The organism is Pseudomonas sp. RA_35y_Pfl2_P32, from assembly GCF_963970735.1.
GTDB lineage: Bacteria > Pseudomonadota > Gammaproteobacteria > Pseudomonadales > Pseudomonadaceae > Aquipseudomonas.
In genome coordinates this window covers 38381-63813 of sequence record NZ_CAXAQF010000002.1, presented here as the reverse complement: position 1 = coordinate 63813, position 25433 = coordinate 38381, and the positions used below count along the sequence as shown (strand labels likewise).

Below are 25433 nucleotides of genomic sequence, written 5' to 3'. Positions count from 1 at the left end.
GAAAACCTTGGGTCAGCGCTTGTTCAGCGCGTCGTAGAGGGCGGGCCGACGATCGAGGAAGTAGCGATTGGCGGCGCGCGAGTCGAGCATCAATTGGCGATCCAGGGTGCCGACGATCAGTGCTTCATCGAGGCCGGCCTGGGCGATACGGCTGCCATCCGGCGCGGCGATGCTGCTTTGCCCACAGTAGTGGATCTGCTCTTCACTGCCGCAGTAGTTGGCGTAGGCCACGTAGCACTGGTTCTCGTAGGCACGGGCGCGCACGGTGACGTCGGCGATGAAGTCGAAGGGGATCATGTTGGCCGTTGGCACCAGGATCAGCTCGGCCCCGGCCAAGGCCAGGCGTCGGGCGTTTTCCGGGAACTCCAGATCGTAGCAGATCAGGAAACCGAGCTTCCAGCCGTTGAGCTCGACCAGGGGAAAGTCGTCCTCGCCGGCGCTGAACATCGAGTGGTCGAGGTCGCCGAACAGGTGGGTCTTGCGGTAGTTGCACAGGCGCTCGCCCTGGGCGTCGATCAACTGCACGGCGTTGTAGATCTGCCCGTCCTCGGCACGCTCGGGGTAGCCATACAGGATGGCGACCCCCGAGGCTTTGGCGATCTGGGCGATCTGCTGCGCGGCCTCACCGTTGTACACCTGGGCCAGGACGTTCACCGCGTCGACGCCGATGTTGTAGCCGGTCAGGAACATCTCCGGAACCACCAGCAGGTCGGCGCCCTTGGCTTCTGTCGCGAGCTGCTGCAGGCGTTGCAGATTGGCGGCAACGTCGAGCGGCAGCGGTGGGCATTGGTAAAGGGCTACGCGCATTTCGGATTCCTCTTACTCGGGCAAAGCGATTGGCCCAATTTCATTGAACACATCACCCGGGCCCGGGTTCTCGGCATGGGTGGTGCCGCCGAAGTGATTCATGATGCCCCAGACCGCATTGAGCGAGGTCTGTACCGCACCTTCGACCCAGGCCGGCGTCCAGGATACGTCATCGCCGGCGATAAAAATCCCGCGCTGCTCGGCCGGCATTTCCTGCTGCATGAAGTGCGCGTACATCCGCTGGTTATAGCGGTAATGACCGGGCAGGGCGCCTTTGAATGCGCCGAGGAAGTGCGGGTCGGCTTCCCAGGACACGGTAATCGGGTCACCGATGATGCGCGCGGCGATGTCGACTTTCGGGTAGATCTTCTTCAGTGCATCGAGGGCCAGTTTCACCCGTTTTTCGATCGGCTGCGGGAGCATTTTCAGCGCGTCGCTCATCCAGGAGTACGACAGGCAAATGACTCCGGGCTTGTCGTCACCGTTGTCGAAGAGGTAGGTGCCACGGGTCAGGCGATCGGTGAGGGTCATGCTCATCAGGTCGCGGCCGGTTTCCGGGTCTTTGTCTTTCCAGAACGGCCGGTCGACCATGACGAAGGTCTTCGACGACTGCATGTAGCGGGTGCGGTCCAGGGCCATCCACATCTTTTGCGAGAACAGCGATTCTTCGCACTCGATCTGGGTGGTCAGCAACCAGCTTTGGCAGGTGGTCAGCACGGCCGCGTATTCGCGGGTATCACCCCAGTTGTCCGTGACGCTGAAGCGCCCATCGGCGGCGCGGGCGATGCGCTTGACCCCGGTGCGTGGCGCGCCGTTGTGCAGCGAGCTGAGGCTGGTGCCTGCTGGCCAGTGCGCACAACGTTCCGGCACATGGCGCCAGATACCCAGTGGCACCTGCTCCACACCGCCGACCACCAGGTGTTGGTGATCGTCGCAGTTGGTCATCACGACGCGGAAGATTTCCAGCATCGAGTTGGGGAAGTCCGAGTCCCAGCCACCGGTGCCGAAACCGACCTGGCCAAACACTTCGCGGTGGTGGAACGACAGCTTGGCGAAGGCTTTGGAGGTGGCCACGAAATCGTAGAAGGTGCGGTCGTCCCACAGTGGTACCAGGGTGTTCCACAGCTCTTTGAGGCGTGGCACGTCGCGGTCACGGATCGCTTGCTGGATCTCGCCAAAGCGCGAACCATCCTCCAGGGCGTCGGCCCAGGCGTCGGCGACTTCCTGGAACAGCGCGGGCAGGTCGGCGAGTTTCTGCGCGTAGTGGGTCTGGCCTTCCAGGTCGATGACCGTGCTGCCGGAGGCGGGGGTCAGCGGGTTGGGAAAGGGCTTGGTCTCAAGACCCAGCTTGTCGACGTAGTGATAGAAGGCGGTGGACGACACCGGGAAGCGCATGCCGCCCAGCTCCGCGATAATCCCCTCGGCACCCTCGAAGGCTTGGGAGCGCAGGCGCCCCCCCATTTTCGAGGCTTCGTAGACGACCGGTTTCAAGCCCAGCTTCATCAGCTCATACGCCGCCACCAGCCCGGCAATGCCGGCACCGACAATCGCCACTTCCGCACCGTGGTTGTGCGCCGGGATGCTGCCCAGGCCGGCCGGGTGTTCGATCCAGTCGTCAAAGGCGAAGGGGAAGTCAGGACCGAAGATGGTGACCGGTTTTTTACCGTCTGCAGGATGGCGATTGTTGTTGTTCATGGCTGACCTTGCTGGCGACTCGCACGAGGTGCTGAGTATAGGAAAAGACTGTCGCCATTCTAGGGAGCGTAGTGCACGTTAATAAGACGCAAAGTGTCGTCGTTTTGCAGGGCGGTGCTGCGATATGACGAATTCAATGGTCAAACTGGCTGGCCGCGGTCGATCTTGCTGCTGAGGATGATCGAGGTGGTGGTTTTCTCGACGCCATCGACGCTGCCGATCTGGTCGAGCAATTGGTCCAGTTGCTCCGGCGACTCGGTGCGCAGCCAGGCGACATAATCGAACTCACCGCTGACCGCACAGAGTTGCTGGACCTGGGCCATGCTGCTCAGGCGGCGCAGCACTTCCTTGCCGGAGCGCGGCTGCACGGTGATACCGACGTAGGCCTGCAAGCCACCGTCGACTACCCGCTGGCCCAGGCGCACGCCGTAACCGGTGATGACCTTGGCCTTTTCCAGGCGCGTCAGCCGCGACGTCACCGTGGTGCGCGCAATGCCCAACTGTCGGGCGAGCATCGCCACGCTTTCGCGTGCATTGAGCTGCAGGGCGGCGATCAATTGGCGGTCGATTTCATCGAGCATGAGGGCGCGAGTGTCAGGCAAAGGGCATCTCCAGCAGCACGGATCGGTGGGTGTGCATGTTACAGCACATCGATACCGGCGCTGGGGGACTGCGCCCTTTAACGTCTCACTTGAGGAGTGTTCTGAGGGCCGGGATATCGATCCTCGGAATGAGGTTGTCGGGAATCCGTGGGCTGCTGGAGAGGTTATACACGGCAAAGTCGTCGCCCATGACTTTGCTCGACATCAACTTCAGCGACGGAAGAATCCGCGTGTGGTAGTGCTTGTCGAGTCCGCAAGGGGAGAGCACCGAGCCGTCCGTTTCATAAAAACGCCCCGTGGACTGATTCAGATCGACGCCCACCAGGAACACCTTGGTGAAACCCAGGTGGTGGGCCAGTTGCAGTGCCAGATAGGCCACCGTTCGAGCGTCAAAAAAGCCGTCGCTGAGGTTTTTGCTGAAGCCGATGCTTTTGGCCCGCTGGCCGAGGAACGCACGGCTTTGCACCAGGTTCTTGTTGCGCCGGAAGAAATACTCGAGCCAGGTCTGTTTCGGCGCGCGCTTGAGGGTGAAGAGTTTTCCGGTCGGGCGCACATTGGTCCGGCGCGCATACTCCGCCCACAAGGCCACCCGTTGGCTGATTTTCATCGCGTGGGCAAAAAAATCGGGCTGCTGGCTGGGAAAGCTCATGTCGGTGCAAATGTAGAAGTGCGGCCGGATGTCCGTGGCGCTGAACAGCGAGATCGCGCCATTCATGGTGATCATCGGGACGTGGGCGAACTCCTGGATCGGAAAGTCCTTGGCCGAACTGCCCGAGGCAATAATGAACACGGCACCGCTCTCGGTGTTACGACACTCGTCGAAATCACGCGCATGACTCAATTTGGTGTCTACTGCTGGATGAGCCTGAACTACTTCCATGTCCGATGTCCGCTAGGTATGCCATTGACTGTATTGGTATTTTTTTTATTGGCCCTGACTGTGGATCATCCACCCGCTGGTTCGAGCAAAGAATGACACGCACAGTTCTTCAGGCTCGCCAGGCAGGCAAGGGTCGAATCTAGCAAATGCGATGTGATGTGACCAACCCCTAAATGTGTGAATGGGTAAGCGGTCGCAAATAGGCTGGAAAGATTGCTGCGGGGGAGCGGGGGGGCAAGGTATCCCAAGAGATATTGATCTCCGAGCGCTCATCGGCCAGTCTTTGATTTTTTTAAGGGTTAGGTATACGTTACATTTATTCTAATTTGTCGCGTATACAGAACATGGATTATTCCCTTATCACGGCCCGCCTAGGCGAGCAGCTTCGGCAGCGCCGCCTGAATCGCGGACTAACCCAAGCCCGCCTCGCGGTCCTGGCAGGCATCACTCGACAGAAGGTCATCGCCATAGAAAAGGGTGACCTGTCGGTGGGCATGGTCGCTTATGCACGAGTCCTGGGGGCTCTGGATGGTGAGTTCGCCATCGTACCGGCCGCCATGCCGACGCTTGATGAAATCCAGGGAGTGTTCGACTGATGAGCAGCGTACTGCGGGTTGCGACACCTGAAGGCAATAGCGGGAAGATCCTGGGCAGTGGTGGGGACTATTTGTTTCGGTACCACGAAGATGCCAAGGCGCAGGCAGCGATCAGTTTGCTGATGCCTGTGCGCCTGGATGAATACCGCCACCGTGAACTACACCCGATCTTCCAGATGAACCTGCCGGAAGGTTACGTCCTGGAGCAGTTGCGCAATCGCTTGGCCAAAGTGGCAAATGTTGATCCCATGTTGTTACTGGCGCTGTCTGGCAGCAGTTCGCCTATCGGGCGGATAGCGGTGAGTTCGCCGCAAGTCGATGCGCTCTTGCTGCGTCAGCAGTTCCCTGGCGAAAAGCTGGAAGAGATCCTTGCTTGGGATGGTGCAGAGGACATTTTTGCCAGCTTGGTCGATCGCTATATTCTGCGTGCAGGAATTTCGGGTGTGCAGCCCAAAGTACGGGTACCAGAACATCAGGAATGCACACCGCAACGATTCACTTCGAAAACTTCCGATCTCATTATCAAGAGCGGGCGAAACGAGTTTCCGGGACTGGCGATCAACGAGTTCCTCTGCATGTCGGTCGCCAGGGATACCGGGATTGCGGTGCCTGAGTTCTATCTTTCCGATAACGCCAAGCTGTTTGTAATGCGGCGTTTTGATCGAGATGAGCAGCTCAACCCGATCGGCTTCGAGGACATGGCTGCATTGATGGGGCTCGCTGCAGAGCAGAAGTACAGTAAGAGTTATTCGGCTATCGCCAAGGCTATCCGGCTGTACTGCCCGCCCGAGCAAGTACAGGGCTCATTGGCCCAGCTGTTTTCTATTGTGACGTTGAGCTGCATAGTGGGTAACGGCGACGCACACCTAAAGAACTTCGGATTGCTCTATTCTGACCCTACCCAGCGCGATGCGCGGCTGGCGCCGGCCTACGATATCGTCAACACCACGGCCTACCTTCCAAACGATGTATTGGCACTTGATCTTGTCGGCAACAAATCGCTGTTCGCCTCACGGCAGGGATTGCTGGACTTCGCACGGGTGTGTGATGTCGTCGAGCCTGAAGAGATTGTTCGCAAACAGCTGCACGCACTGGAGCGGGTGCTGGCACGTTTCCCCGAACTCTGTGAGCAGGTACCGGATGTGGTTGCAGCAATCAGGCAGTGTGCTGCGCCGTTTATGAGTTCTTTTGGTTAGCGTGGTTAGAGGGCGTCAGCGCATGTCGACCAGAAACACAAAAGCCGCGCAATGCGCGGCTTTCTTGTTTGGTGGGCCCACACGGACTTGAACCGTGGACCAAAGGATTATGAGTCCTCTGCTCTAACCAACTGAGCTATAGGCCCTCAGTAGGTCGCGGATTATAGCGATGGTTTCTCGGCTGTGCTATCCGAAAAGTCCGAAACTGCGATACGAAGGAAGGTGGCGGCGAACTCGTCGGCGGGCAGTGGCAGGCTGACGATGTAGCCCTGGATCTGTTCACAGCCTTCGCCGGCGAGGAACCGCTGTTGTGCCTGGGTCTCCACGCCTTCGGCGATGATGGTGAACTGCATGCTGCGGCCAAGGGCGATGATTGCGCGGACGATGGCCACGTCGTGGGGGTCGTCGGGCAGGCCGCGGACGAAGGACTGGTCGATTTTCAGGTAATCCAGGGGCAGGCGCTTGAGGTAGCTGAGGGAGGAATAACCGGTGCCGAAGTCGTCGATGGCCAGTTGCACCCCCAGGCGTTTGAGCTGGTGCAGGACTTCCAGGGCTTCTTCGGCCTGGCTCATGATGAAGTTCTCGGTGATCTCCAGTTGCAGCAGGTCGGGATTGAGGCGGTTGTCCTTGAGCAGTTGTTCGATGCGCCCCAAGAGATTGGGCTGGCGCAGTTGCGCGCCGGCGAGATTGACCGAGAGTGAGCCGAAACCCTCGTAGCGCTTGTTCCATTCGTGCATCTGCAGGCAGGCCTGTTCCAGTACCCAGTCGCCGATTTGCAGGATCATGCCGTTTTCTTCGGCCAGGGCGATGAAGTGCTCGGGCGGTACGTCGCCGAAGGTTGGGTGGCGCCAGCGGATCAGCGCTTCGGCACCGACCAGGCGTGGATGGTTGAGGCTGATTTTGGGTTGGTAGGACAGGGACAACTCGTTGCGCTCGATGGCGCGGCGCAGTTCATGTTCCAGGGCTATGCGTTCGCTGGCCTGGGCGGTGAGGTCGCGGGTATAGCTTTCCACCCGGTTGCGCCCTTTGGCCTTGGAGCGGTACATGGCGGCATCGGCGTTCTTGACCAGGGTGGCGACGTCGTTGCCGTCCTTGGGGTAGAGGCTGGTGCCGATGCTGGCGCTGATGAAGAACTCATGCTCGCCGGCCTGGAACGGCGCACTGAAGCAGTTCAGCAGTTTGTTGGCGATGTGTTCGGCATCGCTGGCTTGCTGCAGGCCCGGCAGCAGGATGATGAATTCGTCACCGCCCAGGCGCGCCACGGTGTCGATGTCGCGCAGTTGCTCCTTGAGGCGCACGGCGATGCCCTTGAGCAGCAGGTCGCCGACTGGATGCCCGAGGCTGTCGTTGATGTGTTTGAAGCGGTCGAGGTCGAGAAACAGCACGGCCCCCAGGCCCCCTTGTTCATGCTGGCTGTTGAGGGCTGTCAGCAGGCGGCTTTCGAACAGTGTGCGGTTCGGCAGGCCGGTCAGCGGGTCGTGGTGGGCCTGATAGTCGAGCTTGGCCTGGGCGTGCTTGAGGCTCGAGATGTCGGCAAACACCGCGACGAAGTGGGTGATGAAGCGGTCTTTGTTGCGCACCGCGCTGATGGTCAGCCAACTGGGGTATAGCTCGCCATTTTTGCGCCGATTGGAGATCTCGCCCTGCCAATGGCCCTCGGCGGTCAACTGGTGCCACATGGCCGCGTAGAAGGCGCTGTCGTGCAGGCCCGAGGCCAGGAGCCGGGGTGTGTGGCCCAGGGCTTCGGTTTCGCTGTAGCCGGTAATCTCGCTGAAGGCCCGGTTGACGGCGCTGATGTGCTGTTGGGTGTCGGTGATCAATACACCCTCGGCGGTGCTTTCGAACACGGTGGCGGCCTGTTGCAGTTTTTCCTGCATCAGGTGCCGCTCGGTGATGTCCCGGGCGATGGTCAGCATGCATTCTTCGTCGCCGATCGGCAGCGGTCGGCTGGACATTTCGCAGAGGCGGATCTGCCCGTCGTTGCGCCGGATATGGCAGGTGAAGTCGCGCACAAAGCCGTCGCGCTTGAGCAGGTCGAGCATTTTGCGGCGCTCATTGAGGTTGACCCAGATTCCCAGGTCGAGGGTCGAGCGATCCAGGGACATGGCGCTGTTGAAGCCGGTGATGCGGCTGAAACCTTCGTTGACCTCGATCAGCAGGCCATCGCTGACCCGTGAAAGCAGTAAGCCATCAGGCGAGGCGTGGAAGGCTTTGGCGAACTTCTCTTCGGAAGTCTGCAGTTGCTGTTGGGTTTCCTTGAGCTGGCTGATGTCCCGGACCACCACCACCAGCGCTGGCGTGGTATCGAGTTCGAAGGGCTCGGCGGAGATCAGGCCGGTGAACACCTGGCCATTGCTGCGGCGAAAGGGCATCTCCAGGTTGCGAATGCTGCCGGCCTGCAAGCGCTGCAAGAGGCCCGGGCCGACGCCGGCAATGCCCCAGATGTTCAGCTCGGTGGCGGTTTGTCCCACCACTTGTGCGGCCGTCAGGCCGATCTGCTCCTCGAAGGCCTCGTTGACCTCCAGCAGGCAGCCGTCGGACAGGCGCGCAATCACCAGGATGTCCGGGCACTGCTGGAACACCGAGGCAAACTTCTGCTCGGAGAGGCGCAGGGCTTCTTCGGTGCGCTTGGCTTCGCTGATGTCGATCATCAGGCCGCGCATGATCGGTTCGTGGCCGTGCTCGATCAGGCTGACGATGTCGCGTACCCACAGGCAGCGTCCGTCGGCCGTGATCACCCGGTAGTCGAGGCTGTGATCGCGCCCGGCCAGCACTTCGTGGTCGCAGAAACTCTGGGCCCGTGTCAGGTCGGCCGGGTGAATGATGTTGCGCCAGAAGCCGGGAATCAGCCAGTGGGACAGAGGGTAGCCGAGCAGATCCTCGGCGTGGGGCGACACGTAGCTGTAGGTGAAGTCACTGATGCGCGCTTCCCAGGCGATGGCGGACAGGCTCTCCACCAGGCCGCGGTAATGGTATTCGCTGCTGCGCAGTTCCTGCTCCAGGGCGACTCGCCGGGAAATCTCCGAGCTCAGGCGGCGATTGATGCGGATTACCGCGGCGAGTATGGCAATCAACAAGCCCACGCCTGGCAGGCCGTAGATCAACAGATCGGACCAGAAACCCCGGTGATCGAGGACGTTGCCTACCCAGTGTTCCTGGATGGCGCTGATTTCCCCGGGGCTCATATCGGCCAGTACTTTGTCGAGGATGCCCACCAGCAGTTTGTTGTCCCGTGGTACGGCCATCGCCAATTGGTAGCGATAGGGGGTTTCGCCGCTGACGTAGAGCCCTTCGAGCTTGAGTTGGCGCAGGCTCCAGACACTGGACGCGAGGTCACCGACGACCGCGTCCACCTGGTCGGTGGCCAGGGCCTGGAGCGCGGAGCTGACATTGGGCAAGGGCACCAGGTTGAGGTCGGGGTGCTGGGTGCGCAGCAGTTCGTGTGGGGCGTAGTTTTCCACCACGGCGATTTTCAGGCCGTAGAGGTCTTCAAGGTCATGGGGCTGGGCGCCGCCCACATGGGCCAGGATAACGATGGGGAAATCCAGGTAGGGCCGGGTGAAGGCCAGGTAGTTCTGGCGTTCGGGGGTGGACATGATGCCGGGCAGCAGGTCGAGCTGGCCGTGTTTGACCTGATCCAGCACCTCGGTCCAACTGACCGGTTCCACGGGCGTGACCTTGACGGCCAGGCGATCGCGCACGACGTTGATGTAGTCAGCCGCCAGACCCTGGTAGCGGCCTTGCTCGTCACGAAACTCGAAGGGCGGCCACGAGGCGTCCACGCCCAGGCGTAACTCTGGATGAGCCGCCAGCCAGGCACGTTCTTCGTCATTAAGAGTCAGCGCGCCAGCCGTTGCGGTCCAGGTCATCAGCGACAGTAGCAGCACGGCCGGGAGTCTGGGCATAACGGTCTCGTTATGGCTCGGAGGGAATGTTTCGAGTGTAGACGGGCTGGGGGAGGGGAGCGATGTCTCGAGGATTTAATCTGCACAAAGCAAAACCCCCGGCAGGGCCGGGGGTTTTGTGATCACTCGTCGAGGAAGGAGCGCAGATGCTCGCTTCTCGTCGGGTGGCGCAGCTTGCGCAGCGCCTTGGCTTCGATCTGACGAATCCGTTCGCGGGTCACGTCGAACTGCTTACCAACTTCCTCGAGGGTGTGGTCGGTATTCATGTCGATGCCGAAACGCATGCGCAGGACCTTGGCTTCACGGGCAGTGAGGCCGGAGAGTACTTCGCGAGTCGCTTCTTTAAGGCTCTCAACGGTAGCGACATCGATTGGCGACTGCATGGTCGAGTCTTCGATGAAGTCACCCAGATGGGAGTCTTCGTCATCACCGATCGGGGTTTCCATGGAGATCGGCTCTTTAGCGATCTTCAATACCTTGCGGATCTTGTCCTCAGGCATTTCCATGCGTTCGCCCAGCTCTTCCGGGGTCGGTTCGCGACCCATTTCCTGCAGCATCTGCCGGGAAATACGGTTGAGCTTGTTGATCGTCTCGATCATGTGCACCGGAATACGGATGGTGCGGGCCTGGTCGGCGATCGAGCGAGTGATCGCCTGACGGATCCACCAGGTGGCATAAGTCGAGAATTTGTAGCCACGACGGTATTCGAACTTGTCCACCGCTTTCATCAAGCCGATGTTGCCTTCCTGGATCAAGTCGAGGAATTGCAGGCCACGGTTGGTGTACTTCTTGGCGATGGAGATCACCAGACGCAAGTTCGCTTCGACCATCTCTTTCTTCGCGCGGCGGGCCTTGGCCTCACCGATCGACATGCGACGGTTGATGTCCTTGATCTCGGCGATCGTCAAACCGGTTTCGGTTTGCAGTGCGGTCAGCTTCTGCTGGCAACGAATGATGTCCGGTTGCAGGCGACCGATGGCTTCAGCGTATTTGCTTTTGCCTTTGGCCAGTGCTTCGGTCCAGCTTTCGTCTACTTCGTTGCCCGGGAACTGGCGCAGGAAGTCGGTACGCAGCATACGTGCATCACGTACACACAGTTGCATGATCGCGCGCTCTTGCTGACGCAGACGATCCAGGGCACTGCGAACACGCTCGACCAGGCCTTCGAATTGCTTCGGCACCAGCTTGATCGGCATGAACAGCTCGGCCAGCGCGACCATTTCTGCAATCGCTTGCTTGTGATCGCGACCGTGCTTTTTCAGGGCCTTGCGGGTAATTTCCATCTGGTCGGCCACAGCGCCAAAACGCTGGGCAGCGATGACCGGATCCGGACCGCTTTCGGCTTCTTCTTCGTCGTCACTGGCTTCAGCGTCGTCGTCTTCGGCATCGTCGGCAGCGGGAGCGGCTTTCGGGTCGACAGGCGGCGGTACTTCGGCAGCTGGAGGCGCAATGCCGTCGTCCGGGTCGATGTAACCGCTCAGGACGTCAGACAGGCGACCACCTTCGGTGGTGACGCGAGTGTATTCGGAGAGAATGTGATCAACCGTGCCAGGGAAGTGCGCAATGGCGCCCATCACTTCACGGATGCCCTCTTCAATACGCTTGGCGATTTCGATTTCGCCTTCACGTGTGAGGAGCTCTACGGTACCCATTTCACGCATGTACATGCGCACTGGGTCGGTAGTGCGACCAATGTCGGTCTCAACCGCTGCCAACGCTGCTGCTGCCTCTTCGGCCGCGGCTTCGTCAGTATCGGCGTCGGCCAGCATAAGGGAATCCTTATCTGGCGCAACCTCGAATACGTTGATCCCCATGTCGTTGATCATGCGGATGATGTCTTCCACCTGTTCCGGATCTGAAATATCCTCCGGCAGGTGGTCGTTGACCTCCGCGTAAGTCAGGTAACCCTGCTCACGACCGAGTGTGATCAACTCTTTGATACGAGACTGCTGTTGCGCTTTTCCGGACATAACACCCTATCCACTGAAGGTCTTGGCGGGCAAAAAACAAGCCGAGGATTATACCTGAGCTATGACCTCACGCGCCAGTTGAGGTCGGGCTTGATGCGGAAACATTGCGACTTAGAAGGTCGCGCAGTTGGTTTTTCTCATCGCTACTCAGTTCACTTTGACGTGCTTTCCTGAGCAGTTGTTCCAGGTTTCGCTCGCGTTGGCGGGCTGACAAGCTAGTTATGGTGTCGAAAAACTGTTGTTCAAGGTTGTCGCCCTCAATCAACCATTCCTTTTCGGCCAATGCCTTGAGCAGGCGACCTTGTTCGGTCCCGTGCCAGCGTGCAATCAGCTGAAATGAGTTTAGCTTGGGATTCTTCTGTACCGCTTCGAGCAGTGCCACCAGCAATTGCGTGTTGGAGTGGTCCTCGGCCGCGAAGTGCCCGGCGTCCTCGACTTTTTCCGCCAATTGCGGGTGGTGCAGTAGTGTGCGCAAAGCGGCCAGTGTTGGAGGTTCGACGGCGGCCGGGACGCGCGGGGCACGTGGCTGATCGCGATCGCCGCCACGCTTGCCTTTTTTGTCCCAGGGTTTGTCTTCCCATTTCTTGCCGCCGCCAGGCTTTTTCGGCGTCCATTCCTGCTGGGGTGCGTAGGTTTCCTGCGGTTGATGGTAGTCGGAATAATCCGGCATGGCGTCGTAATCAATGCCTGGGTCGTAGGCCGGCGGCGCTTCCTGTGGTGCGCTTTGCACCAACTGGCTGACGGCTTCGCTGTTGAGGCCGGTGATCTCGCTCAGGCGCTGGCGCATGAGGGTGCGCAGGTTGGCCCCGGGGACCTTGTCGATCAGCGGCGCAGCGAGGGTGGCCATGTGGGCCTTGCCTTCGAGCGAGCGCGGGTCGGATTCTTCGATCAGTTGCTGGAAGAAATAGTCGGCCAGGGGCTGCGCATGTTGGTTGATGCGGGCGCGAAAGGCGTCGGTGCCTTCCGAGCGGACCAGGGTGTCCGGGTCTTCGCCTTCGGGCAGGAACAGAAAGCGCGCGCGGCGTCCGTCCTGCAGGCTCGACAGCGTCGACTCCAGGGCTCGCCACGCGGCATTGCGGCCGGCCTGGTCGCCGTCGAAGCAGAACAGCACGCTGGGCACCACTCGAAACAGGCGCTTTAGGTGCTCTTCGCTGGTGGCGGTGCCGAGGGTGGCGACGGCGTTGCGCAAGCCTTGCTGGGCCAGGGCGATGACGTCCATGTAGCCCTCGACGACGATGATCTCGTCGAGGTTGCGGTTGTTTTTCCGCGCTTCATACAGGCCGTAGAGCTCCTGCCCTTTATGAAAGACCGGGGTTTCCGGTGAGTTGAGGTATTTCGGCTTGTCGTCGCCCAGGACTCGACCACCGAAGGCGATGATGCGCCCACGGCTGTCGCGGATCGGGAACATCACCCGATCGCGAAAGCGGTCGTAGCGCTTGCCGCTCTCGGCGTTCTCGATCAGCAGTCCGGCATCGATCATGGCTTTCTGTTGCAGGGCGTCGCTGCTCAAGTGCTTGAACAGGTTGTCCCAGCCAGGAGGCGCAAAACCCAGGCCGAAATCCCGGGCGATCTCACCGGTCAGGCCGCGGCCCTTGAGGTAGTCGACCGCGGCCTTGCGCGCCGGATGGCTTTTCAGGGCCTGGCGGTAAAAGTCGGCGGCGGCGCTCAAGAGTGGGTACAGCGGCGAGTCGGTGGGTTGCCGGGGTTTGTGCGGGCGACCACTTTCCTCGCGGGGAATTTCCATGCCGGCGGCTTTGGCCAGGTCCTCGACGGCCTGGGGGAAGTCCAGGTTGTCGTGGTCCATGAGGAAGCCGAGGGCATTGCCTCCCGCGCCGCAGCCAAAGCAGTAGTAGAACTGTTTGTCCGGGCTGACGCTGAAGGAGGGGGTTTTTTCTTTGTGGAACGGGCAGCAGGCAGTGTAGTTCTTGCCGGCTTTTTTCAATTGCAGCCGCGAGCTGACCACATCGACGATGTCGGTGCGGTTCAGAAGGTCGTCAATAAAGCTCTGGGGAATCAGCCCGGCCATGGCGTTCTCGTCATCACTGCTTGTGAGTATCTGGCCCACGCGAGGGGCGAGCGGATATCGGTCATGATTTTGAGGCGCGGCAAATGTGCGGCTCGACCAAATATCGTCTGCGTATTCGCGGTAGGGGAGTGCATCCGCCGAAAATCCACTGAGGTTAGTCCCAATCAGGGTTCGACTGTTGAAAAGTATTGCGCTGAGTCCCGCAGTGCCCGGTGACAGGCCTCGGATAGCTCAAAAGCAGGCGCGCAAGAAGGCACCTTGGGCTGATCGTCGTTGAGAGGAATCAGTAGGGTGTGCTCGTCAGTAGCCTTGGAAGGCTCGTCAGAAGAGACGTGCACTGCTGGCAAAAGAGCCAGGTCTGACGTGTGAAGCAGTTTGTCGCGGTCGCGTCTGCGGCTTTGACAGTGAAGCATCAAGCGATATCCGCAAATGCCATAAGCCCGGCTGAGGGCCGGGCTTGGCAGAAGCTTGCTACGATCGTCGGTGTATTAGTACAGACGAACGGCGCGGCGCTGTTCGCGCTGAACTTTCTTGGCGTGACGCTTAACAGCGGCTGCTGCTTTACGCTTACGCTCAGAAGTTGGCTTCTCGTAAAATTCGCGGCTACGAACTTCAGCCAGTACACCGGCTTTTTCGCAGGAGCGCTTGAAACGACGCAGAGCTACGTCGAAGGGTTCGTTCTCTTTTACTTTGACGGCTGGCATCCAGAGCTACCTTCATTCATTACCGGGGTCAACATCCTCGCGGCAAAAGAGCACTTGAAGACGTCGGTTTTTAAGGGTTGCGGATGTTAACCCCTCATCGCTCGGAATGCAAAGCCTCTGATCGAAAACCGCTGGTCGGGGCATCCCATGGAGACTATTATGCGCGCCTTCGAATTTAGCCTAAACAAGGCGCAAACCCATGCTAGTACTGGGATTAGAAACCTCCTGCGACGAAACCGGTGTCGCACTTTACGACAGTGAGAAAGGCCTGCTGGCCGATGCACTGTTCAGCCAGATCGACCTGCACCGCGCCTATGGTGGCGTGGTGCCGGAGCTGGCTTCACGGGATCACGTCAAGCGCATGCTGCCCTTGATCCGTCAGGTCTTGGCCGAGGCCGATTGCGTTCCGACCGAGATCGATGCGATCGCCTACACCGCGGGTCCTGGCCTGGTCGGTGCCTTGCTGGTGGGCGCTTCCTGCGCCCAGGCGCTGGCGTTTGCCTGGGGCATTCCGGCGCTGGGTGTGCACCACATGGAAGGGCATTTGCTGGCGCCGATGCTGGAGCCGCAACCACCCGAATTCCCGTTCGTCGCTTTGTTGGTCTCCGGTGGACACACGCAGCTGGTTCGGGTCGATGCAATCGGTCAATACGAGCTGTTGGGCGAGACCCTCGACGATGCCGCGGGTGAAGCGTTCGACAAGACGGCGAAGATGATGGGGCTCAATTACCCCGGCGGACCGGAAATCGCTCGCCTGGCCGAGCAGGGTGTGCCGGGACGATTCACTTTCCCGCGACCGATGTGCGACCGGCCGGGCCTGGCGTTCAGCTTCAGTGGTCTGAAAACCTTTGCCCTGAACACCTGGCAGCAGTGTGTCAGCGCTGGGGACGACAGCGAGCAGACTCGTAGCGACATTGCGCTGGCCTTCCAGCAGGCGGTGGTGGAGACTTTGACCGTCAAGTGCAAGCGCGCCTTGAAACAGGCGGGTCTCAAGCGCCTGGTGATCGCCGGCGGCGTGAGCGCGAACAAGGCTTTGCGGGTTTCGCTGGAGAAAATGCTCGGTGACATGAAGGGCGACGTTTACTACGCACGTCCGGAATTCTGTACCGATAACGGCGCGATGATCGCTTTTGCCGGTTGTCAGCGACTGCAGGCCGGGCAACACGAAAGCCTGGCGATCACGGTGCAGGCACGTTGGCCGATGGAGCAGTTGTCAGCGCTGTAGAGCCGAAAGGCGTGAGCGTGGCTCATGGGACGGGGTCAAAAATGCCGTTCGCGCCCGGCAAACAGGTCGCGTAGATTGCCGCGGTGGCGCCAGACGATCAGGATCGTCAGGACGCTCATCGGCAGTAGCGCTGCCGGTTCCTGCCAGGCCAGCAATGGCAGTGTCAGGGGGGTGGCAATCAGCGCCGCCAGCGAGCTGGTGCGGGTCAGGTAGAAGGTCAGCAGCCAGCCGCCGATGGCCAGGAGTGCCGCGGGGGGGTAGAGCCCCAGCAGCATGCCGGCGGCGGTCGCCACGCCTTTACCGCCGCGAAAACGGAAGTACAGCGGGAACAGATGGCCGATGACGGCGCAGATGCCGACCCAGGCTTGTTGTTGAATCGACAGGCCGGCGAGGGCCGCCAGCAGAACGGGCAGCAGGCCTTTGCACAGGTCGCCCAACAACGTCAGGACCGCGAGTTTTTTTCCCGCCAGGCGTAACATGTTGGTGGCGCCGGCATTACCCGAGCCACTCATTCGCGGATCGGGGTTACCGGTCAGGCGGCTGAGCAAAATGGCGAAGGACAGCGAGCCAAGCAGGTAGGCGAAGATCGCCAGTGACCAAAACATGCTAACTATTCCGGGCGAGGACGCCCTGATTCTAACGGCGCAATGCGCCCTTGTCGTGCTGCGGAGAAAAGTGCTTGGACAGAGTGTTTATCGAGGGCCTGGAAGTCGACACGGTAATCGGTGCCTACGACTGGGAGCGCGGCATCCGTCAGTGCCTGCGTCTTGATCTGAGCTTTGCCTGGGACAATCGTCCGGCAGCAGCTGGCGATGACCTGACCCTGGCGCTCGATTACGCCAGCGTTTCGGCGCGCATCCAGGCGTTTGCCGAACACGCCCAGTTCCAGTTGGTGGAGACTTTTGCCGAGCGCCTGGCCGAAGAGTTGATGAGCGAATTCAAGATCACCTGGATGCGTCTCAAACTGACCAAGCCTGGGGCCGTTCCGGCGGCTAGCGGCGTGGGCGTGGAGATCGAGCGCGGATGTCGCTAACTCAGGTATTTCTTGGACTGGGCAGCAATGCCGAGCGCGAAACCCATTTGCTGGCGGGGCTGGAAGCGCTTAGCGGGTTTCTGGTGAATATGCGCTGCTCGGCGGTGTTCGAAAGCCAGCCGGTGGGGATCAAGAGCGGGCCGTTTTTCAACTTTGTGGTGTCGGCGTTTACCGATCTGCCGTTGATCGAGCTGGATCGACGCTTGAAATTCATCGAGGCCGATAACGGTCGTTACGCGCCGGATCGCAAGGGTTTACCACTGGATATCGACGTATTGTTGTACGGCGATCTGGTGGGCAACTTTGACGGCTTGATCCTGCCGCGGGCGGAGATTCTGAAAAATGCCTTTGTGTTGTGGCCGCTGTCGCTGATTGCGCCTGATCGGGTGCATCCCGGCGCGGGCAAAAGCTTCGCGACGCTGTGGGCTGAGGCGCAGATTGATCAGGTGTTGGCGCCGGTGGCATTCGAGTGGCGCGGTGAGCCGCTGACGCCTTTGAACTTGCTCTGATCGGGTGACCCCATCGCGGGCGAGCCCGCTCCCACAGGTGTGAAGTCGCCCGTTGTGGGAGCGGGCTTGCCCGCGATGCTTTTCAGGCCGATGCTGCTTCTTTGTAGACTTTTAATGCCTTGAGCCGTTCGCGCTTGAGCGCTTCGCCCAGTTCCGGGCCCTTGAATCCCTGCTCCAGTAATGGCTGCACCGCCACGTTGCGAGCGGCGGTCGCTGCGCCACGCAAGTAGTCCGCCTGTGGGTAACTTCTTTGCTCCAGGCCCTTGCGGCCACGTGCGTCCATCTCGCAGGCGACGATGAACTCTTCGAAGCGCTGCGGACGCCGATAGACGTCAAAGCTGTGCAGCAACTCGAGCAAGGTCGAGGGCTTGAGTTCCAGTGCACGGTGGCCATGGGTGTGGTACTCGCCCACCAGCAATGCCAGCTCCTGGCAGTCACGCGGAGCCTTGAAGCGGGCATTGACGGCTTTGATCAGCTTGAGGCCCTTGTGTTCATGGGCGATGTGCCGGGGCCACTCCTCTTGCGGGGTCAGGCCTTTGCCCAGATCGTGCAGCAAGCAGGCCCAGCGCACGGTCAACGGTTGTTTGTGATGGGCGGCCTGGAGCAGGACGCTCAAGGTATGCACGCCGCTGTCGATTTCCGGGTGGTGGATTTCGGGCTGGGGCACACCGAACAATGCGTCAATCTCCGGCAGCAAAACCTTCAGTGCGCCACAATCGCGAAGCACCTGGATAAACACCTGGGGTTGCTCTTCCATCAGGGCGCGGGAGATTTCTTTCCAGCTGCGCTCAGCGGTCAATGCCTGCAGTTCGCCGGATTCGCTCAGTTGGCGCATTAGCTCCAGGGTCTCTGGGGCTACGGTGAAACCGAGTCCGGCATAACGCGCGGCAAAGCGGGCAACTCGCAGGACTCGCAGAGGATCTTCGGCGAACGCGGGGGAAACGTGACGTAGTACGCGGGCCTGGAGATCGCGTTGACCCTGGTAGGGGTCGGTCAAGTGGCCGTGATCGTCTTCGGCCATGGCATTGATCGTCAGGTCCCGGCGAATCAGGTCCTCTTCCAGGGTCACTTCGGGGCTGGCGTGAAAAGTGAACCCGCCGTACCCGCGCCCGCTCTTGCGTTCGGTGCGGGCGAGGGCGTACTCCTCCCCCGTCCTGGGGTGCAGGAATACCGGGAAGTCAGCACCTACCGGGCGAAAGCCCTTGGCGAGCATCTCTTCGGTGCTGGCCCCCACCACGACCCGGTCGATATCGGTAACAGGTATGCCGAGCAGGCGATCCCGCACTGCGCCGCCGACTTTATAAATCTGCATAAAAAACCTCCGTTAGCTCGACAGGATAACCCTTGCATCGAGCCAACGGAGGCCAGGTTGGTTTCAAAGATGAATGACGGCCAGGTCGAGCCGGCCGTAATCGCCTTCGCTGTGCTCCGATCTGGGGGGGACGTGTTGGGTTTTCATGACCTGGTCGCCTTGCAGGGTTTCCAGGTGAATATCGAAGCCCCACAAACGGTGCAGGTGCTTGAGTACTTCCTCGGTCGACTCTCCCAGGGGTTTGCGGTCGTGTTGTTGATGGCGCAGCGTCAGCGAACGGTCGCCACGGCGATCGATGCTGTAGATCTGCACGTTGGGTTCACGGTTGCCCAGGTTGTACTGGGCGGCCAGGGTTTCCCGGATGGTCCGATAACCGTCCTCGTCATGAATGGCGGGTACCAGCAGGTCGTCCTTCTGATCGTCATCGAGGATGCTGAACAGCTTCAGGTCGCGGATCACCTTGGGTGACAGGTACTGCAGGATAAAACTCTCATCCTTGAAGCTGCTCATGGCGAACTTGATGCTCGACAGCCAGTCGGTCCCGGCGATCTCCGGGAACCAGCGGTAATCCTCCTCGGTGGGCTCTTCGCACATGCGCCGGATATCGCGGTACATGGCAAAACCCAGGGTGTAGGGGTTGATCCCGCTGTAGTACGGGCTGTCGAACCCCGGCTGGTAAACCACGCTGGTGTGGGAGGTCAGGAACTCCATCATGAAACCGTCGGTGACCAGGCCTTCGTCATACAGGTCGTTCATCAGGGTGTAGTGCCAGAACGTGGCCCAACCTTCGTTCATCACCTGGGTCTGGCGTTGCGGGTAGAAGTACTGGGCGATCTTGCGCACGATGCGCACGATCTCCCGCTGCCAGGGTTCCAGCAGCGGCGCGTGCTTCTCGATGAAATACAGGATGTTCTCCTGGGGTTCGGAGGGGAAGCGCGCGTTGTCTTTCTCGTTGTACTTGTCGGCGCCCTTGGGAATGGTGCGCCACAGGTCGTTGATCTGCTTTTGCAGGTGTTCTTCGCGGTCTTTCTGGCGGCGCCGTTCTTCCTCCGCCGAGATCGGATACGGGCGTTTGTAGCGGTCGACGCCGTAGTTCATCAGGGCGTGGCAGGAGTCCAGCAGGTCTTCGACGGCATCGATGCCATGGCGCTCCTCGCATTGCATGATGTACTGCTTGGCAAACACCAGGTAATCGATGATCGAGCTGGCATCGGTCCAGGTACGAAACAGGTAGTTGCCCTTGAAAAAGCTGTTGTGGCCGTAGCAGGCGTGGGCTACCACCAATGCCTGCATGCAGATGGTGTTTTCCTCCATCAGGTAAGCGATGCAGGGATCCGAGTTGATCACGATTTCGTAGGCCAGCCCCATTTGGCCGCGGCTGTAGGATTTTTCGGTGCTGAGAAAGTGTTTGCCGTAGGACCAGTGGTGGTAGCCCAGGGGCATGCCGACGGAGGCGTACGCATCCATCATTTGCTCGGCGGTGATCACCTCGATCTGGTTGGGGTAGGTGTCCAGCGCATAACGGGCCGCAATACGGCTGATTTCGCGGTCGTAGGCTTGGATCAGCTCGAATGTCCATTCGGAGCCGGTGGAGATGGGTTGGCGCTTCTGCTCTTTGGCGGTCATGTCACTAACCTGCGCTGGAAGAGTTCACGGAAGACCGGATAGATATCCCCGGCCGAAACCAGCTGCTGCTGGGCAAACGTGTCGGAAAAGGCTTCGGCGATACGCTCGTATTCGTACCACAGGGCCTGGTGTTCGCGCGGGGTAATCTCCACGTAAGTGTAGTACTGCACGAAGGGCATGATCTGGTTGATCAGGATGTCGCGGCAGATCGGCGAGTCATCGTTCCAGTTGTCGCCGTCGGAGGCCTGGGCAGCGTAGATGTTCCAGTCGTTGCTTGGATAACGCTCGGCCATGATCTCCTGCATCAGTTTCAAGGCGCTGGAAACGATGGTGCCGCCGGTTTCGCGGGAGTAGAAAAACTCTTCCTCGTCCACTTCCCGGGCACTGGTGTGGTGGCGGATGAAGACGACGTCGATCTTGTCGTAGTTACGTTTCAGGAACAGATACAACAGGATGAAGAAACGTTTGGCGATGTCCTTGGTCGCCTGGGTCATGGAGCCGGAAACGTCCATCAGGCAAAACATCACCGCCTTGGAGCTGGGGTTGGGTTGCTTGATCAGCAGGTTGTACTTGAGGTCGAAGGTGTCCAGGAACGGCACGCGGTGAATGCGTGCGCTCAAGCGCTCGATTTCCGTTTCAATTTCCTGGATATCGCCGAAGTTATCCGGTTCTTCCAGCTTGAGTCGCGCCAGCTCTTCCTTGGCGTCGCGCAGTTTGGCCCGGCTGCTGCCGGACAGGGCGATACGCCTGGCATGGGCTGAGCGCAGGGTGCGGATGATGTTGATCCGTGATGGATTGCCTTCGTTGCTGATGCCGGCGCGCACGGTCTTGAAGGTGTCAGTGCCAGTCAGGTTGCGCTTGACCAGGTTGGGCAGTTCCAGGTCCTCGAACATGAATTCGAGGAATTCTTCCTGGGTAATCTGGAAGACGAACTCATCCATGCCTTCGCCAGAGTTGCCGGCCTTGCCCGGGCCTTTGCCACCCCCACCCCCTGGCGGACGGGCAATATGCTCGCCGCTGGTGAATTCCTTGTTGCCAGGATGCACCACGGTCTGTTTGCCACCACGACCGTGATGAAGCACCGGTTCGTCGATATCGCGACCGGGAATGCTGATTTGTTCGCCGTGTTCCATATCGGTGATGGAGCGCCGACTGACCGCCTCTTCGACGGCCTTTTTGATGTGGTCACGATAACGCCGCAGAAACCGCTGACGGTTTACCGTGCTCTTGTTCTTGCCATTGAGACGTCGGTCGATCACATAGCTCATGACTGCTCCTTAGAAGCTGTCCTGAAAGGGGCGAGCGGTGACGCAGCATGGGCTCAGGCCAAGGGACGTTTCACGCTCCCCCAAGCGCTCAGGGTGCTGCCTGTACCTCGCTACCGGCTTTCGAACACCTTCCAGAGGCCTGTGTAACAGAAAATGCGTAGACAGGCCTCTGGCTAACGACAACCGGTCTGACCGGCAGCGGGTTACTGTGATTTTCTGACCCGCAGGTACCACTCGGACAGCAGTCGTACCTGTTTGTCGGTGTAGCCGCGCTCGACCATCCGTGTGACGAAGTCGTTGTGCTTTTGTTGGTCCTCTTTGCTGGCCTTGGCGTTGAAGCTGATGACCGGCAGCAGATCCTCGGTGTTCGAGAACATTTTTTTCTCGATGACCACCCGCAGTTTCTCGTAGCTGAGCCAGGTCGGGTTCTTGCCGTTGTTGTTGGCCCTGGCGCGCAGGACGAAGTTGACGATTTCGTTGCGGAAATCCTTCGGATTGCTGATGCCCGCCGGTTTTTCGATTTTCTCCAGTTCTTCGTTCAGGGCGACGCGGTTGAGGATCTCGCCGGTTTCCGGGTCGCGGTATTCCTGGTCCTGAATCCAGAAGTCCGCGTACAGCACGTAGCGGTCGAAGATGTTTTGACCGTACTCGCTGTAGGACTCCAGGTAGGCGGTCTGGATTTCCTTGCCGATGAACTCGATATAGCGCGGTGCCAGGTATTCCTTGAGGAAGCGCAGGTAACGTTCGCGGGTTTCGGCCTGGAACTGCTCCTGCTCGATCTGCTGTTCCAGCACATAAAGCAGATGCACCGGGTTGGCGGCGATCTCGTGTGGGTCGAAGTTGAAGACTTTCGACAGGATCTTGAAGGCGAACCGGGTCGAAAGGCCGTTCATGCCTTCATCGACACCGGCGGTGTCGCGGTACTCCTGGATCGATTTGGCCTTTGGATCGGTGTCTTTGAGGTTTTCACCGTCGTACACCCGCATTTTCGAGTAGATGTTCGAGTTTTCCGGCTCCTTGAGGCGCGAGAGCACGGTGAACTGGGCGAGCATCTTCAGGGTGTCGGGGGCGCAGTGAGCCTTGGCCAGGGAGCTGTTGAACAGCAGCTTGTCGTAGATCTTCACTTCATCGCTGACCCGCAGGCAGTAAGGCACCTTGACGATGTAGATCCGGTCGATGAAGGCTTCGTTGTTCTTGTTGTTGCGGAAGGTGTGCCACTCCGATTCGTTGGAGTGCGCCAGCAGGATCCCGGTGAACGGAATCGCGCCCAGGCCTTCGGTACTGTTGTAGTTGCCTTCCTGGGTGGCGGTCAGCAGAGGGTGCAGGACCTTGATCGGCGCCTTGAACATCTCGACGAATTCCATCAGGCCCTGGTTGGCCCGGCACAGGGCGCCCGAGTAGCTGTAGGCGTCGGCGTCGTTTTGCGGAAATTCTTCGAGCTTACGGATATCGACCTTGCCCACCAGTGCCGAGATGTCCTGGTTGTTTTCATCGCCCGGCTCGGTCTTGGCGACCGCGATCTGGTTGAGGATCGATGGGTAGAGCTTGACCACGCGGAACTGGCTGATATCACCGCCAAATTCGGCCAGCCGTTTGGTCGCCCAGGGCGACATGATGGTGTTCAAGTAGCGCCGGGGAATGCCGAAGTCTTCTTCCAGGATCGCGCCGTCCTCGGTGGCGTTGAACAGCCCCAGTGGCGACTCGAATACGGGAGAGCCCTTGATGGCATAGAAGGGCACTTTCTCGATCAGTTGTTTGAGCTTTTCAGCCAGGGACGACTTGCCGCCGCCGACGGGACCGAGCAGGTAGAGGATCTGTTTCTTCTCTTCCAGGCCCTGCGCGGCGTGGCGGAAGTAGGAGACGATCTGGTCGATGCATTCTTCCATCCCGTGGAAGTCCTCGAAGGCCGGGTAACGCCGGATCACCTTGTTGGAAAAAATGCGCGACAGCCTTGAGTTGGTCGAAGTGTCCAGCAGTTCGGGTTCACCGATTGCCAGCAGCAGACGCTCGGCGGCGGAAACGTAGGCGCTGCGGTCCTGTTTGCAGAGCTCCAAGTACTCCTGCAGCGAGAGTTCTTCCTGGCGTGTGGACTCGAAGCGTTGTTGGAAGTGGCTAAAGATACTCATGACGTCACCTCGCTCGATACGTGGAGCCGACGTCGGATCATTCAGTCGATGCTGGTTAGCAGCCGTAATTTCAGCTGCTTTCTACCCCCCCAGAACACCTTCAAAGCTATCAACCCTGAAAGCTACTCCCGATGACCCGCTCGCCGGTGTACCGGCTCTCCCCTGTTTTGGATGGCCTGAGGCTAAGGATAGTTGGTAATCCGCGAGGTAAAGGAGCAATGCGTAATTTGTTGTGCATGACCGTTCGTCAGCCCACGGGGGACGTGGGCTGGAGCGCTGAAAAAAATTATTCGTCGCTACTTTTCGCGGTTTCTGAAGGATAAGTCGTACGCCACAACTCGAAGCCACCGTCCATGCTGTAGACGTCGGAAAAGCCCTGGCTGATCAAGTAGGCGGCAGCGCCCTGGCTGGAGTTGCCGTGGTAGCAGACCACCACCGTTGGCGCGTCGAGGTCGGCGGCGCGGATAAAGTCCGAGATGGAGTGGTTGTCCAGGTGCGTGGAGCCGCTGATGTGCAGTGCGGCGTAGGTCGCGGGGTCGCGGATATCGACCAGTACTGCGCCTTGTTCGCGCAGGGCCTGGGCTTGTTCGGGGGGGATGCGTTTGAATTCGCTCATGGCGGGCTCCTGTGGCCGGACTGGCAGCGCAGCCTAGCGCTTGACGCTGGCCGACAATGGTTCGGGGGTAGGTGAGGCGACAGGCGGCGCGACATGGCCGTGCTCGTCGCACTGGCAGCTCAGGCGTACGCCGGTGTCGATGTTCAGCAGGGTCATGGCGCCGCCCCAGACACAACCGGTGTCGAGGGCAATGACGCCGGGTTCGTCGCACCGGCCTTCCAGTGCGGCCCAGTGGCCGAAAATGATCTTCAGGCCGCGGGTCTTGCGATCCTTGTGCTTGAACCAGGGCGCGTAGCCAGGCGGCGCGGTGTCGGCGCCTTCCTTGCCCTTGAGGTCAAGCTTGCCCTCGCTGGTGCAAAAGCGCATGCGGGTGAAGTAGTTGGTGATCACCCGCAGGCGGGTCACGCCTTTGAGGTCGCTGTCCCACTTGGCCGGCTCGTTGCCATACATGCCGTCCAGATAGGGAGTGAACAGGTTGTCGTCGCGCAGGGCGGCTTCGACTTCGGCGGCGCACTTGAGGGCCCTGCGCAGGGACCACTGCGGCGGGATACCAGCATGCACCAGCGCCATGTCGCGGATTTCGTCGTAGTGCAGGAGCTTTTGCTGGCGCAGCCACTCAAGCAGTTCGTTGCCGTCGGGGGCTTCGAGAATTTCGCGCAGGGTGTCGGCTTTCTTCAGGCGCTCGATCTTGTTCCCGGCGGCCAACAGGTGCAGGTCATGGTTACCCAGTACACAGACCAGCGACTGGCGGATGCTATAGAGGAAGCGCAAGGTTTCCAGCGACTGCGGGCCACGGTTGACCAGATCGCCGACCAGCCAGAGGCGGTCGGTCTGCGGATCGAAGGCGACCTGCTTGAGCAGGCATTGCAGGGGTTCGAGGCAGCCCTGCAGATCGCCGACGGCATACGTCGCCATCAGTGCAGGGCTCCGGGCACCGCCAGGCGGAAGGGCGCGATGATGGCGTCGAAGTGGTTACCGTCTTCGGCGAGCATCTGGTAGCTGCCCTGCATATTGCCCACGCGGGTGGTCATTACGGTGCCGCTGCTATAGGTGTGGCTCTGGCCGGCGCCGATCAACGGTTGCAGGCCAACCACGCCCGCACCACGAACCTCTTCGACATGGCCGTCGCCATCGGTGATCACCCAATGCCGCGAGAGCAACTTGGCCGGTAGCGAGCCGTTGTTGTGCACGGTGATGGTGTAGGCGAAGGCGAAACGGTTCTGCTCGGGTTGCGACTGTTCTGCCAGAAAGCGAGTGACGACGCTGACGTCGACCTGGTAACGAGGATCGGACATGCAAGAAGGCCTTAAAAGCAAAAGCGCAGATTACCTAACGCG

The 25433-nt window shown here is 60.0% G+C and carries 21 protein-coding genes and 1 tRNA gene; 5 read left to right on the top strand and 17 right to left on the bottom strand.

Going from position 1 to position 25433, the window contains the following annotated elements; genetic code table 11:
- Nucleotides 1-12: 12 nt before the first annotated feature.
- The 4 genes from AACY45_RS02360 to AACY45_RS02345 all read right to left on the bottom strand — a co-directional run bounded on the left by AACY45_RS02360 (nucleotide 13) and on the right by AACY45_RS02345 (nucleotide 3984).
- The gene (locus tag AACY45_RS02360) at nucleotides 13-807 is read right to left on the bottom strand and encodes a carbon-nitrogen hydrolase family protein (protein WP_339543970.1); all 795 of its coding nucleotides are present in this window, start codon (nucleotides 805-807) and stop codon (nucleotides 13-15) included.
- 12 nt (nucleotides 808-819) lie between these two features.
- Nucleotides 820-2502 carry a flavin monoamine oxidase family protein gene (locus AACY45_RS02355; RefSeq protein ID WP_339543969.1) on the bottom strand — a complete coding sequence of 561 codons (1683 nt, stop codon included), beginning with the start codon at nucleotides 2500-2502 and terminating at the stop codon, nucleotides 820-822.
- A 140-nt stretch (nucleotides 2503-2642) separates the two neighbouring features.
- Nucleotides 2643-3104, bottom strand: a complete 462-nt coding sequence (locus AACY45_RS02350; RefSeq protein ID WP_339543968.1) for an Lrp/AsnC family transcriptional regulator — start codon at nucleotides 3102-3104, stop codon at nucleotides 2643-2645.
- An 85-nt stretch (nucleotides 3105-3189) separates the two neighbouring features.
- Nucleotides 3190-3984, bottom strand: a complete 795-nt coding sequence (locus AACY45_RS02345; protein WP_339543967.1) for a lipopolysaccharide biosynthesis protein — start codon at nucleotides 3982-3984, stop codon at nucleotides 3190-3192.
- Between the two features lie 344 nt (nucleotides 3985-4328).
- Here AACY45_RS02345 and AACY45_RS02340 point away from each other — a divergent pair, with 344 nt between their 5' ends.
- Entirely contained in the window at nucleotides 4329-4580 is a 252-nt protein-coding gene (locus tag AACY45_RS02340) for a helix-turn-helix transcriptional regulator (RefSeq protein ID WP_339543966.1), read from the top strand.
- Nucleotides 4580-5776, top strand: coding sequence for a type II toxin-antitoxin system HipA family toxin (locus AACY45_RS02335; protein WP_339543965.1), 1197 nt, complete (start codon nucleotides 4580-4582; stop codon nucleotides 5774-5776). Before AACY45_RS02340 ends, AACY45_RS02335 begins: the two co-directional genes overlap by 1 nt.
- Nucleotides 5777-5845: 69 nt before the next feature.
- Here the strand turns inward: AACY45_RS02335 and AACY45_RS02330 are convergent.
- The 5 genes from AACY45_RS02330 to rpsU all read right to left on the bottom strand — a co-directional run bounded on the left by AACY45_RS02330 (nucleotide 5846) and on the right by rpsU (nucleotide 14381).
- A tRNA-Ile gene (locus AACY45_RS02330) sits at nucleotides 5846-5922 on the bottom strand.
- Between the two features lie 15 nt (nucleotides 5923-5937).
- The gene (locus AACY45_RS02325) at nucleotides 5938-9681 is read right to left on the bottom strand and encodes an EAL domain-containing protein (RefSeq protein ID WP_339543964.1); all 3744 of its coding nucleotides are present in this window, start codon (nucleotides 9679-9681) and stop codon (nucleotides 5938-5940) included.
- A 122-nt stretch (nucleotides 9682-9803) separates the two neighbouring features.
- Nucleotides 9804-11651: an RNA polymerase sigma factor RpoD gene (gene rpoD, locus AACY45_RS02320; protein ID WP_339543963.1), complete on the bottom strand. Its 1848-nt coding sequence runs from the start codon at nucleotides 11649-11651 to the stop codon at nucleotides 9804-9806.
- Nucleotides 11652-11718: 67 nt separating this feature from the next.
- Nucleotides 11719-13677 (bottom strand): DNA primase, encoded by a 1959-nt coding sequence (gene dnaG, locus AACY45_RS02315; RefSeq protein ID WP_339543962.1) that lies wholly within the window; start codon nucleotides 13675-13677, stop codon nucleotides 11719-11721.
- A 488-nt stretch (nucleotides 13678-14165) separates the two neighbouring features.
- Nucleotides 14166-14381: a 30S ribosomal protein S21 gene (gene rpsU / locus AACY45_RS02310; protein ID WP_002551877.1), complete on the bottom strand. Its 216-nt coding sequence runs from the start codon at nucleotides 14379-14381 to the stop codon at nucleotides 14166-14168.
- 199 nt (nucleotides 14382-14580) lie between these two features.
- On the opposite strand from rpsU, the gene tsaD reads away from it, so the two are divergent.
- Nucleotides 14581-15606, top strand: a complete 1026-nt coding sequence (gene tsaD, locus AACY45_RS02305; protein WP_339543961.1) for a tRNA (adenosine(37)-N6)-threonylcarbamoyltransferase complex transferase subunit TsaD — start codon at nucleotides 14581-14583, stop codon at nucleotides 15604-15606.
- Nucleotides 15607-15641: 35 nt separating this feature from the next.
- Here the strand turns inward: tsaD and plsY are convergent, their stop codons facing one another.
- On the bottom strand, nucleotides 15642-16211 hold the full coding sequence (gene plsY / locus AACY45_RS02300) for a glycerol-3-phosphate 1-O-acyltransferase PlsY (RefSeq protein WP_339543960.1): 570 nt from the start codon (nucleotides 16209-16211) through the stop codon (nucleotides 15642-15644).
- Between the two features lie 74 nt (nucleotides 16212-16285).
- Between plsY and folB the strand changes: the two genes are divergently transcribed.
- Complete coding sequence (gene folB, locus AACY45_RS02295; protein WP_339543958.1) at nucleotides 16286-16639, top strand: dihydroneopterin aldolase; 354 nt, start codon at nucleotides 16286-16288, stop codon at nucleotides 16637-16639.
- A complete protein-coding gene (gene folK, locus AACY45_RS02290) occupies nucleotides 16630-17148 on the top strand; it encodes a 2-amino-4-hydroxy-6-hydroxymethyldihydropteridine diphosphokinase (RefSeq protein WP_339543957.1) in 519 nt (172 codons plus the stop codon). The genes folB and folK overlap by 10 nt, the downstream gene beginning before the upstream one ends.
- An 82-nt stretch (nucleotides 17149-17230) precedes the next feature.
- Here folK and AACY45_RS02285 read toward each other — a convergent pair whose 3' ends face one another.
- The 7 genes from AACY45_RS02285 to apaG form a co-directional block, all read right to left on the bottom strand.
- Nucleotides 17231-18460, bottom strand: a complete 1230-nt coding sequence (locus tag AACY45_RS02285) for a multifunctional CCA addition/repair protein (RefSeq protein ID WP_339543956.1) — start codon at nucleotides 18458-18460, stop codon at nucleotides 17231-17233.
- 63 nt (nucleotides 18461-18523) lie between these two features.
- Nucleotides 18524-20086, bottom strand: a complete 1563-nt coding sequence (locus tag AACY45_RS02280; RefSeq protein WP_339543955.1) for a SpoVR family protein — start codon at nucleotides 20084-20086, stop codon at nucleotides 18524-18526.
- A complete protein-coding gene (locus tag AACY45_RS02275) occupies nucleotides 20083-21354 on the bottom strand; it encodes a YeaH/YhbH family protein (RefSeq protein ID WP_339543954.1) in 1272 nt (423 codons plus the stop codon). The genes AACY45_RS02280 and AACY45_RS02275 overlap by 4 nt, the downstream gene beginning before the upstream one ends.
- Before the next feature lie 203 nt (nucleotides 21355-21557).
- Nucleotides 21558-23480, bottom strand: a complete 1923-nt coding sequence (locus tag AACY45_RS02270; RefSeq protein ID WP_095170580.1) for a PrkA family serine protein kinase — start codon at nucleotides 23478-23480, stop codon at nucleotides 21558-21560.
- A 286-nt stretch (nucleotides 23481-23766) separates the two neighbouring features.
- Entirely contained in the window at nucleotides 23767-24096 is a 330-nt protein-coding gene (glpE, locus tag AACY45_RS02265; protein WP_339543953.1) for a thiosulfate sulfurtransferase GlpE, read from the bottom strand.
- Nucleotides 24097-24129: 33 nt separating this feature from the next.
- On the bottom strand, nucleotides 24130-25011 hold the full coding sequence (locus AACY45_RS02260) for a symmetrical bis(5'-nucleosyl)-tetraphosphatase (RefSeq protein WP_339543952.1): 882 nt from the start codon (nucleotides 25009-25011) through the stop codon (nucleotides 24130-24132).
- Nucleotides 25011-25391 carry a Co2+/Mg2+ efflux protein ApaG gene (apaG, locus tag AACY45_RS02255; RefSeq protein ID WP_339543951.1) on the bottom strand — a complete coding sequence of 127 codons (381 nt, stop codon included), beginning with the start codon at nucleotides 25389-25391 and terminating at the stop codon, nucleotides 25011-25013. The genes AACY45_RS02260 and apaG overlap by 1 nt, the downstream gene beginning before the upstream one ends.
- Between the last annotated feature and the right edge of the window lie 42 nt (nucleotides 25392-25433).